Source organism: Parasphingorhabdus cellanae (assembly GCF_017498565.1).
GTDB classification, from domain to species: Bacteria; Pseudomonadota; Alphaproteobacteria; order Sphingomonadales; family Sphingomonadaceae; genus Parasphingorhabdus; species Parasphingorhabdus cellanae.
Window position 1 is genome coordinate 2,429,379 of sequence record NZ_CP071794.1, and the last position, 16,723, is coordinate 2,446,101.

Sequence of the window (16,723 nt, forward strand, 5' to 3'; positions counted from 1 at the left end):
TAATTGTGTCCCCGCGCAGGCGGGGACCTCCTCGAAATCGGAGCAAAGATTCCCGCCTTCGCGGGAACACAGGAAGGCGGGATGGCAATGTTAAAACCCGGATTTGTCTACATGATGGCAAATCGAAGAAACGGTCCGATCTACATTGGTTCTACCAGCGATCTGATCCAAAGGGTTTATCAACATCGTAACCGTTTGATCGAAGGGTTTACGAAGACATATCATTGCTGCTTGCTGGTTTGGTTCAAAGCATATGACGATATTCAAGAAGCGCGAGATGCAGAGCGGCGAATGAAAAAGTGGAACAGGCCTTGGAAGATAAAGCGGATTGAGAATGGAAATCCAGATTGGCGAGATCTTTGGCCTGATATTATTGCGTAGCTATATTCCCGCAAAGGTGGGAATTTGTTGCGTTGACCGGTAAAAGATTCCCGCCTTCGCGGGAATACAAGCAAGATAAAGCGGATCAAGATTATGGGTTTTGAAAATCAGGAATTCGGCGTTGGTTCTGAACCAGAACAAGGCCCCAGCTGGCAAAAGAAACATTGGCCGATTGATGACGCCGATGAGCTGAACAGCGCGCTTGATCCCACGCAAATGGGGATCGAGATCAAGGCGGCTGCGACGAAATCCGGCAAGTCCATGTCCGATGCCGAAGTAGCCCTCGCGGCGGAGAAATCGATCCGCGCGATGATGCTGATCCGCACCTATCGGGTGCGCGGGCATCTCGGCGCCAATCTCGATCCGCTTGGCCTGTCAAAGCTGGAAGAGCCCGCTGACCTGACCCCCGAATTTCATGGCTTCAAGGCGGATGAGCTCGACAAGCCCGTCTATCTGGGGGGCGTATTGGGTTTTGATACCGCCTCGATCAAGGAAATCGAAGCGGTGCTACGCGCCAATTATTGCGGTTCGGTTGGTCTGGAATATATGCATATTTCCGACACCGACGAACGCCGCTTCCTGCAGGACCGGATGGAGGGCAAGGACGCCGCGATCCAGTTTACGCCGGAAGGCAAGAAAGCGATCCTCAACAAGGTGATCGAGGGCGAGGAATATGAAAATTTCCTCGGCAAGAAATATGTCGGGACCAAGCGTTTCGGCCTCGATGGCGGCGAAGCGATGCTGCCGGCGCTGGAAAATGTCATCAAATATGGCGGCCAGTCGGGTGTGCGCGATATTGTCTATGGCATGGCCCATCGCGGGCGTTTGAACATCTTGGCCAATGTGATGGCCAAGCCTTACAAGGTCATCTTTCACGAATTTCACGGCGGCTCGGCCAACCCGGATGAAGTGGGCGGCTCTGGCGATGTGAAATATCATCTCGGCACCTCCACTGACCGCGAATTTGATGGCATCAACGTACACATGAGCCTTGTGCCCAATCCATCGCATCTCGAGGCGGTGGACCCGGTGGTGCTCGGCAAGGTTCGCGCGCAGCAAGTGGCGCGCGATGACCTGACCAAGCATGAGCAGGTCTTGCCCGTGCTCATCCATGGCGATGCGGCCTTTGCAGGGCAGGGCATAGTCTGGGAATGTCTCGGCTTTTCCGGCATTCGCGGCTATAATACCGGCGGGTGCATCCATTTCGTGATCAACAACCAGATCGGTTTCACGACCAGCCCGCAATTTGCGCGCAGCTCGCCTTATCCAAGCGACGTGGCGAAAGGCGTGCAGGCGCCGATTTTCCACGTCAACGGCGATGATCCCGAAGCGGTGACCTTTGCCTGCAAAATCGCAATCGAATTCCGTCAGCGCTTTGGCCGCGATATCGTCATCGACATGTGGTGTTATCGCCGCTTCGGCCATAATGAGGGCGACGAACCCAGTTTCACGCAACCGATTATGTATGCCGCGATTAAGAAGCATCCGAAGGTCAGCAAGCTTTACGAAGCGCGGCTGATTGAGGAAGGCGTGATCGATGCGGATTGGGGAACCAAGACCCGCAAGGCTTTTGCTGACCATCTCGAAGGCGAATTCAAGGCGGCGGATGATTATGAACCGGATAAAGCCGACTGGTTTGGTGGCCGATGGCAGGGCCTGCATATTCCCGCGGACCCGGAAACAGCACGGCGCAACGTCGAAACGGCGATTGATCCCAAATTGTTCGAAAGTTTGGGACGGACATTGACGACGGTTCCCGACAGCCACAAGATTCACAAAACACTGGGCCGCGTCCTTAGTGCGAAAGCCAAGATGTTTGGAACGGGCGAAAATTTCGACTGGGCGACTGGTGAAGCGTTGGCTTATGGTTCATTGGTTGCCGAGGGCTATAATGTCCGCCTGTCCGGTCAGGATAGTGGTCGCGGAACATTTTCACAGCGCCATGCCGTCTGGGTCGATCAGGAAACGGAAGAAAAATATGTGCCGCTCAGCACTGTGCCGCATGGCCGGTTTGAAGTGCTCGACAGCCCGCTGTCCGAATATGGCGTGCTCGGTTTTGAATATGGCTATGCCGGTGCCGACCCGAAAACACTGGTGCTATGGGAAGCGCAATTTGGTGATTTCGCCAATGGCGCACAGATCATGATCGATCAGTTTATCGCGTCGGGCGAAGCCAAATGGCTGCGCGCCAATGGCCTCGTGATGCTGCTTCCGCATGGCTATGAAGGGCAGGGCCCTGAGCATAGCAGCGCGCGGCTGGAACGCTTCCTGCAACTGTGCGCGCAGGATAATATTCAGGTCGCGAATATCACCACCCCGGCCAATTATTTCCACGTATTGCGCCGCCAGATGCTGCGCAGTTTCCGCAAGCCTTTGGTCATCATGACGCCCAAATCGCTGCTCCGCCACAAGATGGCCGTGTCGAGCGCCGAGGAATTTCAGGGCGACCATCATTTCATGCGGATCAAGTCGGACACCAATCCGCCCGCGGACAAGGATATCAAACGGCTCGTATTGTGCTCCGGCAAGGTCGCTTATGACCTGATCGAAGCGCGTGATGCCGCCAAGGATAAGAATACGGCGATTGTGCGGATCGAGCAGCTTTATCCCTTCCCGGCCGAACCCCTCGTGGTGCGCCTCAAGCGGATGAAAAATCTCGAAACTCTGGTTTGGGCACAGGAAGAGCCAAAAAATAATGGCAGCTGGGACTTTGTCCGGCCTTATTTGGAGGATTGTCTGGCCGAAGCGAAGGTCGGACCAAGTGATCCCGTTTATGCTGGGCGCGTGGCATCTGCCTCGCCCGCTACAGGATTGGCTTCGCGGCATAAAGAGCAGCAGGACAGATTGATTGCCGAGGCTTTGGGGCATGGTTGATAAAACAGAGCAACGTGCTCCGCACTTGATGCGGAGCCCAGTATGGAACGGCGTGACAGCCACCCTAAGCTCCGCATCAAGTGCGGAGCACAGCGTTAATAGGATTGAAAAATGGCAACAGATGTAAAAGTCCCCGTATTGGGCGAATCGATTACCGAAGCGACCTTGGGTGAATGGCTCAAGCAGCCCGGTGATGCGGTCGATGCAGACGAGCCCATTGCGAGCCTGGAAACCGACAAGGTAGCTCTCGAAGTGCCAGCGCCTGAAGCGGGAACGCTGGGCGAGCATCTTGTTGCAGTGGGTGACACCGTGGAAGTCGGCGCTATTATCGCGAAGATTGAAGCGGGCGGTGGAAAAGCAAAAGCCGCTGGAACCGATCCCAAGAAAAGCACCGAACCCACCGATCCGCCGACAAAAACCGCAGACAGCGCCGATGCTGCGAAAGAACGCCAGGACGATCCGGCATCGTCGATCACATTGTCACCAGCAGTCCGCCGTCTGGTGCTTGAGCATGGCGTCGACCCCAGCAAGATTAAAGGCACCGGCAAAGATGGCCGCCTGACCAAAGATGATGTCGAGCAATATGTGAAAAATGGTGCCGAGGCGCCGTTGGTTGAGAAGGGCACGGCCAAAGGCGCCGAGGTTCCGACCACCGCGCCAGCAGCCGGCGGCACTCGTAATGAAGAGCGCGTGCGGATGACCCGTCTGCGCCAGACCGTCGCCAAGCGTCTCAAAGAAGCGCAGGATACGGCGGCCCTGCTGACGACCTTTAACGATGTCGACATGACTGCGGTGATGGAAACACGCAGCAAATATAAAGAGCTGTTTGCCAAAAAACATGGTGTGAAGCTGGGCTTCATGGGTTTCTTCGCCAAAGCCGCATGCCTCGCGCTGAAAGATGTGCCGTCGGTCAACGCGCAGATTGATGGCGATGAGATTGTCTATCATGACTATGTCGATATTTCGGTTGCGGTGAGCGCGCCCAATGGTCTGGTGGTTCCCGTGATCCGCAATGCCGAAACGATGAGCTTTGCCGATGTCGAGAACACAATCGGCGATTTCGGCAAGCGCGCCAAAGACGGCACGCTGACCATGGCGGATATGAAAGGTGGCACGTTCACAATCTCGAACGGCGGCGTATTCGGATCGCTGATGTCGACCCCGATTATCAACCCGCCGCAGTCGGCAGTGCTTGGTTTGCACCGGATCGAGCAACGCCCGGTTGTGATGCCGGATGGCTCGATCGAAGCGCGTCCGATGATGTATCTCGCGCTGAGCTATGATCACCGTCTGATCGATGGCCGGGAGGCGGTGACCTTCCTGGTGCGGATCAAGGAAGCAATTGAAGACCCCACGCGGCTTTTGATTGATTTGTAAGTTTTGGCGAAATGTGCTCCGGGCGAAGACCCGGAGCCCAGGATGGATCAGGATAACGGAGAATAAATACGAAACCGGGATTTGTTTACCTGATGGCAAAAAAGCGGAACGGGACCACTTATTTGGGTGTTACCAGCAATCTAGTCCAGCGCGCCTATCAGCATAGAAACGGATTGATAGAGGGCTTCTCAAAAGACAATGAATGCAAAATGCTTGTCTGGTACGAAGCCTATGATGATTTGGAAGAAGCAAGACGCCGGGAACGGCAAATGAAGAAATGGAAAAGGGAATGGAAACTGGAACTGATTGAAAAGAACAATCCGCAATGGAAAGATCTTTTTGATACGTTGCTTTAAACCACCCTGGGCTCCGGGTCTTCGCCCGGAGCACGAAGGAGTAAGTAATGACCGACAATTTCGACTATGATGTATTGGTAATCGGCTCTGGCCCGGGCGGTTATGTCGCGGCTATTCGCGCCGCGCAGCTCGGCCTGAAAACCGCTTGTGTGGAGAGCCGCGAGACACTCGGCGGCACCTGCCTTAACGTTGGGTGCATCCCGTCCAAAGCGATGCTGCACGCATCGGAGCTCTATCATGAAGCGCATTCCGGCGCGCTGGAGAAATTTGGTATCAAGCTGACCGGCGCGAAACTGGATCTCAAACAGATGCATGCGGAAAAATCCAAGGCCGTTGACGAACTCACCGGCGGTATCGAATTTCTGTTCAAGAAGAACAAGGTCGAATGGCTGAAAGGGCGCGGCGCGTTTGAAAGTGCGAATAGCGTCAAGGTCGGCAACAAGACGGTCACCGCGAAAAATATCATCATCGCGACGGGGTCTTCGGTCACCCCGCTGCCGGGCGTCGATATCGACAATAGCAAGCATGTCGTTGTTGACAGCACCGGTGCGCTCGAACTGCCGAAAGTGCCCAACCATATGGTCGTCATTGGCGGCGGTGTCATTGGCCTGGAGCTGGGCAGTGTCTGGCTTCGGCTTGGCGCCAAGGTGACCGTCGTGGAGTATCTCGACAAGATCCTGCCCGGCATGGATGGCGATATTCGCAAGGATGCGGCGCGCATTTTCAAAAAACAGGGCTTTGACATCAAGACCAGCACCAAGGTGACCGGCTGTACCGTGAAAGGCAAGAAAGCCACCCTCACCGTCGAGCCAGCCAAGGGCGGTGATGCGGAGACGATTGAAGCGGATGCCGTGCTGGTGGCTATTGGCCGCAAACCCAATACCGATGGTCTGGCGCTCGACAAGGCGGGTCTTGAAACCAACAAACACGGTCAGATTGAGGTCGGCCACGATTTCCAGACCGCTGTCAAAGGCGTCTACGCCATTGGCGATGTCACCCCCGGTCCTATGCTTGCCCACAAAGCCGAAGACGAAGGCATTGCCGCAGCCGAATTTGTCGCGGGTCAGCAGGGTATCGTGAACCATGATTTGATTCCCGGTGTGGTCTATACCTATCCGGAAATTGCCAGCATTGGTAAGACCGAGGAAGAGGTCAAGGAAAGCGGTGTCGATTATAAGGTCGGCAAATTCCCCTTTGCGGGTAACAGCCGCGCCAAGACCAACCGCGATACCGATGGCTATGTAAAGGTGATTGCGGACGCAGAAACCGACCGCGTTCTGGGCGCACATATCATTTCATCGCTGGCCGGAACCCTAGTCGCGCAGGTCACACAGGCGATGGAATTTGGCACGACCAGTGAAGATATCGCCTATACCTGTCACGCGCACCCGACCCACAGCGAAGCGGTGAAGGAAGCGGCGATGGCAGTGCAAGGCAAACCCATCCACATGTAGGATTTGAGAGGCGAGTATATGCAACGTTTCTTTGCTTTTCTTTTTCTGCCGTTCTTATGTGCGGCATCTCCAGCACCAAAGCTGTTGAGCAATTTGATGGATATCTATGCCGCATGGGACGGCCCTATCGGTAAATTGGCGCGTACGGATGCAAGTTTGATCACGCGCACATCTTCTCACCAGGTGGATGCCGAAAGTTGTCAGTCGGTAACCGGGCGGGAAATGGGTCGTGCGCTTTATAGCTGCACACCCTTATTGGAAATATTCAGCGCGGTCGAGCCGCTGCGTTTTAACACGATGACCAGGGGATATTTGCCCGATCCCAAAAGCTTGGTGAGCAAGGCTTTCGCAAAAAATTCGGACGCCTTTTTTGCGCTGGCTGGTGGCAGACAATATCCGGCGGCTGATGTCGCCATTGTCCAGGTGCATCTTATCCGGTCGCTGGTTTTTGAATCCCGTGGGTCCAATGACAAGGCGAATGCGGAGCTGGATGCTGCCATTCAGATCATCGCGACGACCGAGATTGCCGATCCGGAATTTGATAATCGCGCTCTTCTTACCGAGCGAAAAAACTTGCTCGCGAAGCGACCGTGAAGCACCGCACGCTGATACGCTGGCATGTGTGGCTCGGCTGGCTTATCGGCGTTCCGATTATCTTGTGGACGGCCTCGGGGTTGTTGATGGTGGCGCAACCGATTGAAAATGTGCGCGGTAATCATTTGCGGAGCGAACCGGTTGGGCTTGATCCGATCCTACCGGTCGCGCCTGTTCTGGAAGGTCGCGAAACCAAAAGCCTGACGCTGCAGCAAAATGCAAAAGGGCCGTTTTGGGTGATTGCTTATGCTGACGGCGGCAAAAGACGGGCTGATCCGACTACGGGAAAATTGTTGCCGCCTATCGCTGCTCCCGATGCCAGCGCACTGGCCATAGCGGCGCGGTCGGATGATGCTGCAATCCGGTCAGTGCAGCGTTTTTCCGCAGATCAGTCGCCTTCCGATTTGCGGCGGAATCGCCCCTCATGGCAGGTTATTTTTGAAGATGAAGCACGCTTTTATATCGACGCGGATACCGGCGAGCTACTGGCGGTTCGCACCCAATTCTGGCGCGCCTTTGATTTCATGTGGGGTCTCCACATCATGGATTTGCAGACGCGGGAAGATACCAGTCATCCGATATTGATTGGGTCAGCCGCGATTGCTTTACTCGGATCGATATTAGGCTTTGTCATGCTGTTCACACGCGGCTCCCGCAAGCGGCGGAGAGACGATTGAATAGCGAGCTTCTCTATAGCGCGCTCGGCTGGCTCGACCTGTTCGGGATCGCCGTTTTTGCAGCTTCCGGGGCGCTGATGGCCGCCCGCAATGGGCAAACACTGGTCACCTTTGCTTTTTTCGCGCTGGTGACGGGTGTGGGCGGCGGGACGGTGCGAGACCTGTTGATTGATGCGCCGGTTTTCTGGGTGCAAGATAGCCGGGTGCCGGTCTTGTGTTTGGGGATTGCGCTGCTGGTATGGATCACGCCGGTGCGCTGGTGGAAAGCAGGCGCAGTCGATTGGTTTGATGCTATCGGTCTGGCGGCTTATTCCGTCTTTGGTGCGGCCAAAGCCTTGCAGCTTGGCATTGATCCCGTGCCGGCAGCGATCATGGGCATTGTTACTGCCAGTGTCGGCGGGGTAATCCGCGATCTGGTCGCGGGAGAGCCGTCGATCATCGTTAAGCCAGAGCTTTATGTGACCGCTGGCGCGCTATCGGCTTTTGCCTTTGTCGGACTGGCCCAGACGGGGATGCCGGGTATTGTTGCAGCGCTTATCGCCTTCGCCGCCGGCTTTGCCCTGCGGGCTTTGGCGATTGTAAAGGGCTTGGCTTTGCCTACCTATCGCGGGGCTGAGGAAAACGACAGTGCTTGATATAGGTCTTGTGCTCCCGCGCAGGCGGGAGCCCATCTCCTAACCCATAGTCTATTGCAACTGCTAGATGAGCGGCGAAAATATACCGCTTCTTTTGCACTGTAATGCCTTGAATATCTTTCTGAAGATAGGCTCCCGCCTGCGCGGGAGCACGAATTTATTGCGCAGCCGAAGAGAGCGAATAGCTTTTGAGCAGGTCAAACAGGTTTGGCACCGCATTGTTCTGAGCCGGCCGCCGCAACCCGCCGCATTCCAGACAGAGCGCCTGCACATCTTCCCGTGCCATAAGGCCGCGAGCCGTGTTCAATGCTTCGGCAAAACTTGCCTTTTGCTGCCGCGCAATCCAGCCGACCATGCCTGTTACCGGTGTGGCTTCGGCCTGCGCAAAGGGCGTCCCGCCAAGCGGTAACCAATTAAACGTTGGTGTCGCTTCGAGATATTTCGCGTGATAAGCGCCTTCTTCCAGACCGGCGCGTTTCGCCGCCTCCGCCAACGCTTCTTTCATGCCGCCAAAGCTATCGACCAGCCCCAGTTGCCGGGCGGTGCCGCCGTCCCACACGCGGCCCTGACCAATCGTGTCCACTTCGGCATTGGTCTTGCCGCGCGCCTTGCCGACCAGGCTGAGAAAATCTTCATAGCTATGCTCAACCCCGGATTGCAGGACAGTATTCAGGTCATCGCTAAATCCACCAACAAAATCGGGTTCTCCGGAAAGCGGCGTGGTTTGGACGCCGTCGGCGGTCACACCCCATTTGCTCAAGGCTTTTTCAAAGCTCGGCAAAACCGCGAACACACCGATGGAGCCGGTGATGGTATCAGGTTCCGCCATGATGTGGTCACCTGCTGCGGCAATCCAGTATCCGCCGCTGGCTGCGACATCGCCCATTGAAATAACAATCGGAATTTCGGCCTTTTTGAAGTCTGCAAGGGCCAAGCGGATTTCTTCGCTGGCAAAGGCGGAACCGCCGGGGGAATTGACTCGCACAACCAGTGCTTTGATCTGCTCTTCTTCCAGAGCCTTGTAAATTTGTTCAGCAATCCGTCCGCTGGCGGCAATGCCGGGGCCTGCTTTGCCGCTCACGATTTCGCCGGCGACAGTGATCACGCCAATCGGATCTCCATCGCTTTTCACCGGATTGGCGGCAACAAAATTATCATAAGCGATGCTTTTGAAGCTGTCGGGGGACGGGGTTGTGTCTTCGCCTACTTTTTCGGCGACATAGCGACCAAAGGCAACGCGATCACCGATTTTATCGACCAGTTTCTGTTCGGCCGCAATCTTGGTATAATCGCCGCCGGCTATCTGGATAAAACGAGCCGGATCATCGGCATAGGGCTTGATCACGGCTTGCGGCCGCGCTTTTTTGACTTCGGCTAGCCAACTATCCCAGAGAACCGAATAAAGTGCTGCCGATGCTTCCTTGGCTTCAGGCGACTGGTTGTCGCGCATAAACGGTTCGACCGCACTTTTATAAGTTCCAACCCGATAGATATTTGCCGTAATGCCAAGCTGATCAATCAGATTTTTGTAATAAAGCCGGTTGCCGCCCGGTCCGGCAAAGACAACGCCGCCCATCGGGTCCATCCAGATTTCATCGGCATGAGCGGCGAGTTGATAGCCGTCATCGCTGTAGAAGCTGGAAAAAGCATATATGGGCTTGTTGGATTGTTTGACGCGCGCCAGCGCTTCCCCAACGGCGCTCAGGCTCGTTTGTCCCCCGCCCATGAATGTGCTGAGGTCCAAGACCACGGCTTTGACCCGGTCATCCTCGGCGGCGGCGTCAATCGCGCGGACCACATCACGCAGCCGATATTCGCGGATCGTATTTTCATTGCGGGTGAACATCGCGGTGAAGTCCTGCTGCGCAGGTTGTTCGACAATAACGCCTTTCAGATCGAGCAACAGCGCCCCATCGCCAATTGCCGCGACATTGGGGCGGGAGGACAAGGCAGCATAAAGTGCAGCGAAAAACAATAACATGGCTATCAGCACCAGGCCGTCTTTAATCGCTACCAGGAACTTCCAAGCGGCTCGTGCAAATTGCATTGTCGTCATTCTCCATAAAAAAGGCGGCTGATCATTGCTGAACGCCGCCTTCTATATGGTTATGCTGTTTACAAATTACCAGCGGATAAAATTACCAGCGGATAAGGTGCGGTACGACAATCCGTCCTGCGATGGCACTGATCAATATCGGCAGGGTGAACCACAATCCGATATAATAAATGTCGTTAAACGGGCAGAAGATGTTGTAAGCCGCCGCCCCCAAAGCGCCCGATGCAATGCCGACAAGCCAGCCCGCGCGTTCCGGAGAGGTAGGAGCCCCTTGCCGCAGCCAAGTGGTCAGGCCGCCGCCAATGACCAGCGCTGACATCGTGCTGACGGTCAGGCAGCGCAGACCTTCCGAGGGGCGTAAAGCTTCCACCGGTGGCATATTGATCGCGCTCATGATTGCAGCGGTCAGCGGAAATAGGCCCGCGGTGACCAGCGCCCAAATCCACCCGCGGTTGAGATTGCCGACACCGGGCCGTGCCATATTGGCCGCAGCAAAGGCAGTCGCGACGCCCAGCATCAACAGGACACCGCTGCGCAGGAAGAACATCTCATGCGCCATGCCCATGGCCAGATCACCACGCACGCCAAGGAAATAGGCGACGCTCGAACAGGCTGCTATTGTCAGGATCGCCGTCACCGCCATACCGCCGGAAGGCTTTAGGGTACGAACTGGCGCCAGATCATCGACCAGATCGTCGATCAGGCTATTTGCTACATTTTTTGTAACGTTACTCATGCTATTCACTCTCGATAAGGGCGCTCATTTTTTTGAGCCCCCGATGGATATTTACTTTCACCAGTGATTCCGACTGGCCGGTTTTTGCCGCGGCTTCGGCAATACTTAATCCTTCGATCTTGACCATGGCGATAACGTCGGCTTGTTTGTCGGGGATCATGCCCAGCAACCGTTCCAAGCTCACCTTGGCGGTCACGTCCTCATCTTGTGGATCAGCAACCAGTTCTTCGTTGAGCTCGCCATGTTCGTGGCGGTAGATTTTGCGCAGGCCGTCAATCCAGCGATAACGTCCGATGGCCGCCAGCCAGGGCAGGAACGCTTTGGTCGGATCATAGCTCGCCCGTTTTCTATGGAGCGAGATTAGCGTTTCCTGCACCAGATCATCGACTTCCGCCGGGTTGATCTTGCGCGCATAGTAGCGCCGCAGCCATTTTTCGCACTCGGTCAGCAGGCTGGCATAGCATTGCTTGTCCCCGCCCTGCGCCTTGACCATTAAATGGCGCAATGTTTCTTCGTTTGCGATCATGGTTGATTCCCGTATCTGTGCTCCCGCGTAGGCGGGAGCCTGCTGGTGCTGCGCTCTCGGGCCAGAGGTTCCGGCATCAGATTCCCGCCTGCGCGGGAATACAGATATGAAGCGTAGCGCTCCATCAGCCGAACTTGTTTCCGAACAGCCGGTCCACCGAAAACAGACCGCCGCCACGGGTAATCAGGATCGCTGCCAGAGCTACCCACACAATATGCACAGACCACCACGCTTCAGGATAGACGAAAAACTGAATAACCAAGGTCATGACGAGCAGTCCGGCCGCGCCAAAGCGGGTTGCGAGACCCAATACCAAAAGGATCGGGAAGAAATGCTCGGCATAGGTCGCGATCAATCCGGTAATTTCGGGAAATGGCATCCCATATTCATCGCGGAACAGATCAACGGTTAGCTCTTTCATCGTCAGAAAGCTGCCATCTTCGACTTTGGTCCGTGCAGACCGCCAGAAAATTCCGGCCAATGCCACACGGGCAAATAACAATGCGATAGCTTCTGGGAAAGCGCCGCTTACTAGACCAATTGCTTTTTTTATCAGGTTCATCATTTCGGTTACCCCGCTAGAATTAGATATTATATTCTTGTTATGACGCCTGCTTGGATCAACTTGATAATCCGTTGCATTGCAGCGTCCTCTCCTCCCAGTTCGATGGCAGTGGCCAAAAGGTTACCCATTGTGGAAATATTTGCAATTTTTTCCGCAATATCATGCTCTAAGCCCGATAGTGGATGAAACAGAACTTCGGCTTCCGGCCTTGCAACCATCAGCGCATCGGGGGTGTTCTCGCCCAGTTCCGCTAGCTGAGAAGACAGCGCGCCGGTCAGACGGATCAGCCGCATCGCTGGATGCACTTCAATCTCAAGGCCGAGCAGACCCGCCTCATCCAATGTTGCAATATCTTGGAGCGCCAGCGGTTCGGCTTCAGCGCTATGATAGCTTTTAATCCAGGCCCATTCGATCCGGGCCAGATCTACTTCTGTTTCGCTAAATCCGCGTTTGGACAGAAAGTCGGCAAAATCTGCTGCGATGCTGTTCATATCGCAGGTCAATATGTGATCCTGCTCGATATAATCGCGCGAAATGGCGTGAAAGGGCTCGTGGCCCATATGCTCATGCAATTTGGGATAAGCGTTTTCGAGCGCCACGAGCCGTGCATGGGAAACGGTATTGGCATGAGCTTTGAGCCCCAGCAGCGCTCGGCTGGGCTCTTCCGTAAACAGATCGTCAGGAAAATGCGCTGGCCCTTTTTGCAGGCAGGCAATGAAGCGTGATTGGCCTTCAGCTAGCGAGGGCATGCTGGCTCTCGTCCAAAACATGGCTGCCAAGCACGGTTTCCACTTTCGAAACTTCGGCCATCAGCACATCATAGGCGGGAATATCGGTGTCCCATTCGATCAATGTCGGTTTGGGGCCCGCGCGCGTGATGAAGCGTTCATACAGCCGCCAAGTCATGTCACTGACAATCGAGCCATGATCATCAATGAGGAGTGGACCAGATTCATGATCCTCACGGGCATGGCCGGCCAGATGCATTTCCCCGACAATATCGGGGTCAATCGCGTCTATATAAGCTTCCATATCCAATCCGACATTGGTCGCGGTAACCTCGACATTGTTGATATCGAACAATAGTCCGCAGCCTGCCTGTTTGCACAGCGCAGAGATAAAATCGGTTTCGCTCATCTCGTCATCCCGGTAGCTGAGATAACGCGACGGATTTTCGATCAGCATAGGCCGTTTCAGCCGATCCTGTACTTTGCCAATCTGGGCGGCAAAATGATCGAGCGCTTCCTGCGTGTAGGGAATGGGGAGCAGATCGGGATAGCGATCATGGGCATTGCCGCTCCAGCTCAGATGGTCAGACACCATGGCTGGCTCATAACGATCACAAAGATCGGCAATTTTATCGAGATCATATTGATTGAGGCCTTCAGCGGAGCCGAGGGAAAGCCCAACGCTGTGAAAGCTCAAAGGATAGTCTTCGGCGATGGCGGTCAACCAACGATGCAGCGGACCACCATCACCGAAGTAATTCTGCGGATGCACCTCGACCCATCCGGGTTTTTTTGATCCGACTTCCTCAGACAATACATCATTATAATGTACCGACTTCAGACCTATGCCACCTGATGGAGGGAGGGAGTGAGACATAGGCGTTTTCATAACGGACAGATCAAAATTTGAGGCTTGAGTATCAGTAACATCCGCAAAACTTAGCGTATTTTTCGTGCAAAGGGAAATAGAAGCGCCGCGCCCCTGCGAAGGGTGAAGCGAGGCAAGTGACTCGCTTCACGGCCCATCTCCTGCCGCTGCGTCTAGGCGCCAGCTTGAGAGATGGATTCCTGCCTGCGCAGGAATATGATGCCATTCTTACCTTACCCCTTTTGTGGAACCGGCTTGCTATTGCCTTTTTTCGCGGTCAGCGAACCACCGGCTTTAACGCAGGCACCCTTGGCCGTGTATTTCCAGGCATTGCCCTGATAATCAGCAGTTGATGTGCCGGCGCAGCTTGTACCTGGCCCAGCGGCACAGTCATTCTTGCCCTTTAACGCGATGCCGAAGCATTTTTCTTTAGCGCCAGCGGCCACGGCAGTGGTTGGCGAAATAGCTATAGTTGCAGCAGCGGCGAGGGCAGCGGCAGCGGCGGTGGCTTTAATCATGGAGTTGGACATTTGGTTTTCCTCTCTTGGAAATTGGCTAATAAGGGCGAGCTTGCCTTGCAGGCTCATGATGGGTTTCGCAGCCAATCCCCGTCTGGTTACATTTCTTTTTTCAGATGGATGAAAAACTGAGTTGATGCTTTTCGGAAACGGCCTTTTTCTGGCGGATACAGATAGAAAAAAGATTCCGCTTTTTTTCCTACAAACTCTTGACGCTGGGCGCAGATCGCCCATATGAGCTGCGTTAGCACTCGACTCGACTGAGTGCTAATCCTCCATTGACTATATTCTTGATGGCTGAAGCTAAAGGAGCGCAGCCCGCAGGAAGGATAATTTGGACAAGAAAGGCAAACTTATGAAATTTCGTCCACTACATGATCGTGTACTGGTTAGCCGCGTAGAAGCGGACACGAAAACCGCTGGCGGTATCATCATTCCAGACAGCGCACAGGAAAAGCCATCCGAGGGCAAAGTGGTTGCTGTTGGCGGCGGCCTGAAAGACGACAATGGCAAAGCGACGCCACTTGATGTCAAAAAAGGTGACAAGATCCTGTTCGGCAAATGGTCCGGCACGGAAGTTACCGTTGAAGGCAAAGACCTGATCATCATGAAAGAAAGCGATATTCTCGGCATCGTCGAATAATCGCATTTCATTCTACTCATCATTTAATTCTCATAAGCAGAGGAAAATAACATGGCTGCTAAAGACGTAAAATTTGGTCGCGACGCACGCGAACGTATTCTTAAAGGTGTCGACATTCTTGCTGATGCTGTGAAAGTAACCCTCGGTCCTAAAGGCCGGAACGTGGTTCTCGACAAAAGCTTCGGCGCACCGCGCATCACCAAAGATGGTGTGTCAGTTGCCAAAGAAATCGAACTGAAAGACAAGTTCGAAAATATGGGCGCCCAGATGCTCCGCGAAGTGGCATCGAAAACCAATGATGTTGCTGGCGACGGCACCACCACAGCGACTGTTCTTGCCCAGGCGATTGTTCGTGAAGGCATGAAATCAGTATCCGCTGGCATGAACCCAATGGATCTGAAGCGCGGTATCGACCAGGCGGTTGATAAAGTTGTTGCTGATCTGCAAAAGCGTTCGAAAGCTGTCAAAGGCAGCCAGGAAATCAGCCAGGTAGGCATTATCTCTGCCAACGGCGACGAAGAAGTTGGCCAGAAAATCGCAGAAGCGATGGAAAAAGTCGGCAAAGAAGGCGTTATCACGGTTGAAGAAGCCAAGGGCCTCGACTTTGAACTCGACGTCGTGGAAGGCATGCAGTTTGACCGCGGTTACCTGTCTCCTTACTTCATCACCAACCCGGACAAGATGATTGCGGACCTCGAAAATCCCTACATCCTGATCCACGAGAAAAAGCTGACCAACTTGCAGCCTATGCTCCCAATTTTGGAAGCTGTTGTGCAAGCCGGACGTCCGCTTTTGATCATTGCCGAAGATATTGAAGGCGAAGCGCTGGCTACTCTCGTAGTCAACAAATTGCGCGGTGGTCTGAAAATCGCAGCCGTGAAAGCGCCTGGCTTCGGTGATCGCCGTAAAGCGATGCTCGAAGACATCGCGATCCTCACCAAAGGTGAAATGATCTCCGAAGATCTCGGCATCAAGCTGGAAAGCGTTACGCTGGGCATGCTCGGTGAAGCGAAAAATGTCACGATCGACAAAGACAACACCACCATTGTGGACGGTGCTGGCAAGTCGAAAGACATCAAGGCGCGTGTTGAAGCGATCCGTTCACAGATCGAAAACACCACATCCGACTATGACAAAGAAAAACTGCAAGAGCGTCTGGCGAAACTCGCCGGCGGTGTTGCCGTGATCAAAGTCGGCGGTGCTACCGAAGTGGAAGTGAAAGAGAAGAAAGACCGTGTTGACGATGCCTTGCATGCAACGCGTGCTGCTGTTGAAGAAGGTATTGTCCCTGGCGGCGGAACCGCGCTTCTTTATGCAACATCTGCTCTGAAAGGTCTCGAAGGCCATAATGACGACCAGACCCGCGGCATCGACATTGTTCGTAAAGCGCTGCAGTCTCCGGTTCGTCAGATTGCTGAAAATGCCGGTTTTGACGGCGCGGTTGTCGCTGGCAAATTGCTGGACCAGAAAGACAAGAACTACGGCTTTAACGCGTTTAGCGATAAATACGAAGATCTCGTCAAATCTGGTGTGATCGACCCAACCAAAGTTGTGCGCGCTGCTCTGCAGGATGCCAGCTCGGTTGCAGGTCTCTTGATCACCACCGAAGCTGCTGTCTCCGACGCACCAGACGACAGCGCTGGCGGCGCTCCTGCAATGCCTGACATGGGCGGCATGGGCGGCGGCATGGGCGGCATGGGCTTCTGACGCTCTAAGGCGTCACCCCAGCGCCAAA

At 54.6% G+C, this 16,723-nt stretch carries 17 protein-coding genes; 10 read left to right on the top strand and 7 right to left on the bottom strand.

Annotated elements, in window-relative coordinates; translation table 11 throughout:
- The first annotated feature begins 81 nt into the window (after nucleotides 1-81).
- From J4G78_RS11660 to J4G78_RS11695, 8 genes are all read left to right on the top strand, one after another.
- The gene (locus J4G78_RS11660) at nucleotides 82-381 is read left to right on the top strand and encodes a GIY-YIG nuclease family protein (protein ID WP_375140337.1); all 300 of its coding nucleotides are present in this window, start codon (nucleotides 82-84) and stop codon (nucleotides 379-381) included.
- Between the two features lie 93 nt (nucleotides 382-474).
- Nucleotides 475-3,255, top strand: coding sequence for a 2-oxoglutarate dehydrogenase E1 component (locus tag J4G78_RS11665; protein ID WP_207986730.1), 2,781 nt, complete (start codon nucleotides 475-477; stop codon nucleotides 3,253-3,255).
- Between the two features lie 111 nt (nucleotides 3,256-3,366).
- Nucleotides 3,367-4,632 (top strand): 2-oxoglutarate dehydrogenase complex dihydrolipoyllysine-residue succinyltransferase, encoded by a 1,266-nt coding sequence (odhB, locus tag J4G78_RS11670; protein WP_207986731.1) that lies wholly within the window; start codon nucleotides 3,367-3,369, stop codon nucleotides 4,630-4,632.
- A 62-nt stretch (nucleotides 4,633-4,694) separates the two neighbouring features.
- On the top strand, nucleotides 4,695-4,988 hold the full coding sequence (locus tag J4G78_RS11675; protein WP_259371366.1) for a GIY-YIG nuclease family protein: 294 nt from the start codon (nucleotides 4,695-4,697) through the stop codon (nucleotides 4,986-4,988).
- Nucleotides 4,989-5,035: 47 nt separating this feature from the next.
- Nucleotides 5,036-6,442, top strand: coding sequence for a dihydrolipoyl dehydrogenase (gene lpdA / locus J4G78_RS11680; RefSeq protein ID WP_207986733.1), 1,407 nt, complete (start codon nucleotides 5,036-5,038; stop codon nucleotides 6,440-6,442).
- A gap of 18 nt (nucleotides 6,443-6,460) precedes the next feature.
- Entirely contained in the window at nucleotides 6,461-7,036 is a 576-nt protein-coding gene (locus J4G78_RS11685; protein ID WP_207986734.1) for a hypothetical protein, read from the top strand.
- On the top strand, nucleotides 7,033-7,713 hold the full coding sequence (locus tag J4G78_RS11690) for a PepSY domain-containing protein (RefSeq protein ID WP_243457067.1): 681 nt from the start codon (nucleotides 7,033-7,035) through the stop codon (nucleotides 7,711-7,713). Before J4G78_RS11685 ends, J4G78_RS11690 begins: the two co-directional genes overlap by 4 nt.
- A complete protein-coding gene (locus J4G78_RS11695; protein WP_243457068.1) occupies nucleotides 7,710-8,348 on the top strand; it encodes a trimeric intracellular cation channel family protein in 639 nt (212 codons plus the stop codon). Before J4G78_RS11690 ends, J4G78_RS11695 begins: the two co-directional genes overlap by 4 nt.
- A gap of 157 nt (nucleotides 8,349-8,505) precedes the next feature.
- Here J4G78_RS11695 and sppA read toward each other — a convergent pair whose 3' ends face one another.
- From sppA to J4G78_RS18410, 7 genes are all read right to left on the bottom strand, one after another.
- The gene (gene sppA, locus J4G78_RS11700; protein ID WP_207986735.1) at nucleotides 8,506-10,395 is read right to left on the bottom strand and encodes a signal peptide peptidase SppA; all 1,890 of its coding nucleotides are present in this window, start codon (nucleotides 10,393-10,395) and stop codon (nucleotides 8,506-8,508) included.
- 91 nt (nucleotides 10,396-10,486) lie between these two features.
- Nucleotides 10,487-11,140 (bottom strand): NrsF family protein, encoded by a 654-nt coding sequence (locus J4G78_RS11705; RefSeq protein ID WP_207986736.1) that lies wholly within the window; start codon nucleotides 11,138-11,140, stop codon nucleotides 10,487-10,489.
- 1 nt (nucleotide 11,141) lies between these two features.
- A complete protein-coding gene (locus J4G78_RS11710; RefSeq protein WP_207986737.1) occupies nucleotides 11,142-11,666 on the bottom strand; it encodes a sigma-70 family RNA polymerase sigma factor in 525 nt (174 codons plus the stop codon).
- 124 nt (nucleotides 11,667-11,790) lie between these two features.
- Nucleotides 11,791-12,231 carry a DoxX family protein gene (locus J4G78_RS11715; protein ID WP_207986738.1) on the bottom strand — a complete coding sequence of 147 codons (441 nt, stop codon included), beginning with the start codon at nucleotides 12,229-12,231 and terminating at the stop codon, nucleotides 11,791-11,793.
- A 26-nt stretch (nucleotides 12,232-12,257) separates the two neighbouring features.
- Nucleotides 12,258-12,980: an HvfC/BufC family peptide modification chaperone gene (locus J4G78_RS11720; RefSeq protein WP_207986739.1), complete on the bottom strand. Its 723-nt coding sequence runs from the start codon at nucleotides 12,978-12,980 to the stop codon at nucleotides 12,258-12,260.
- Nucleotides 12,964-13,836, bottom strand: a complete 873-nt coding sequence (bufB, locus tag J4G78_RS11725) for an MNIO family bufferin maturase (RefSeq protein WP_243457069.1) — start codon at nucleotides 13,834-13,836, stop codon at nucleotides 12,964-12,966. The genes J4G78_RS11720 and bufB overlap by 17 nt, the downstream gene beginning before the upstream one ends.
- 224 nt (nucleotides 13,837-14,060) lie before the next feature.
- The gene (locus J4G78_RS18410) at nucleotides 14,061-14,579 is read right to left on the bottom strand and encodes a BufA1 family periplasmic bufferin-type metallophore (RefSeq protein ID WP_375140338.1); all 519 of its coding nucleotides are present in this window, start codon (nucleotides 14,577-14,579) and stop codon (nucleotides 14,061-14,063) included.
- A gap of 121 nt (nucleotides 14,580-14,700) precedes the next feature.
- Between J4G78_RS18410 and J4G78_RS11735 the strand changes: the two genes are divergently transcribed.
- Both J4G78_RS11735 and groL read left to right on the top strand, forming a co-directional pair.
- On the top strand, nucleotides 14,701-14,988 hold the full coding sequence (locus J4G78_RS11735) for a co-chaperone GroES (RefSeq protein WP_207986741.1): 288 nt from the start codon (nucleotides 14,701-14,703) through the stop codon (nucleotides 14,986-14,988).
- A 51-nt stretch (nucleotides 14,989-15,039) separates the two neighbouring features.
- Nucleotides 15,040-16,695: a chaperonin GroEL gene (gene groL, locus J4G78_RS11740; RefSeq protein ID WP_207986742.1), complete on the top strand. Its 1,656-nt coding sequence runs from the start codon at nucleotides 15,040-15,042 to the stop codon at nucleotides 16,693-16,695.
- The last annotated feature ends 28 nt before the right edge of the window (nucleotides 16,696-16,723 follow it).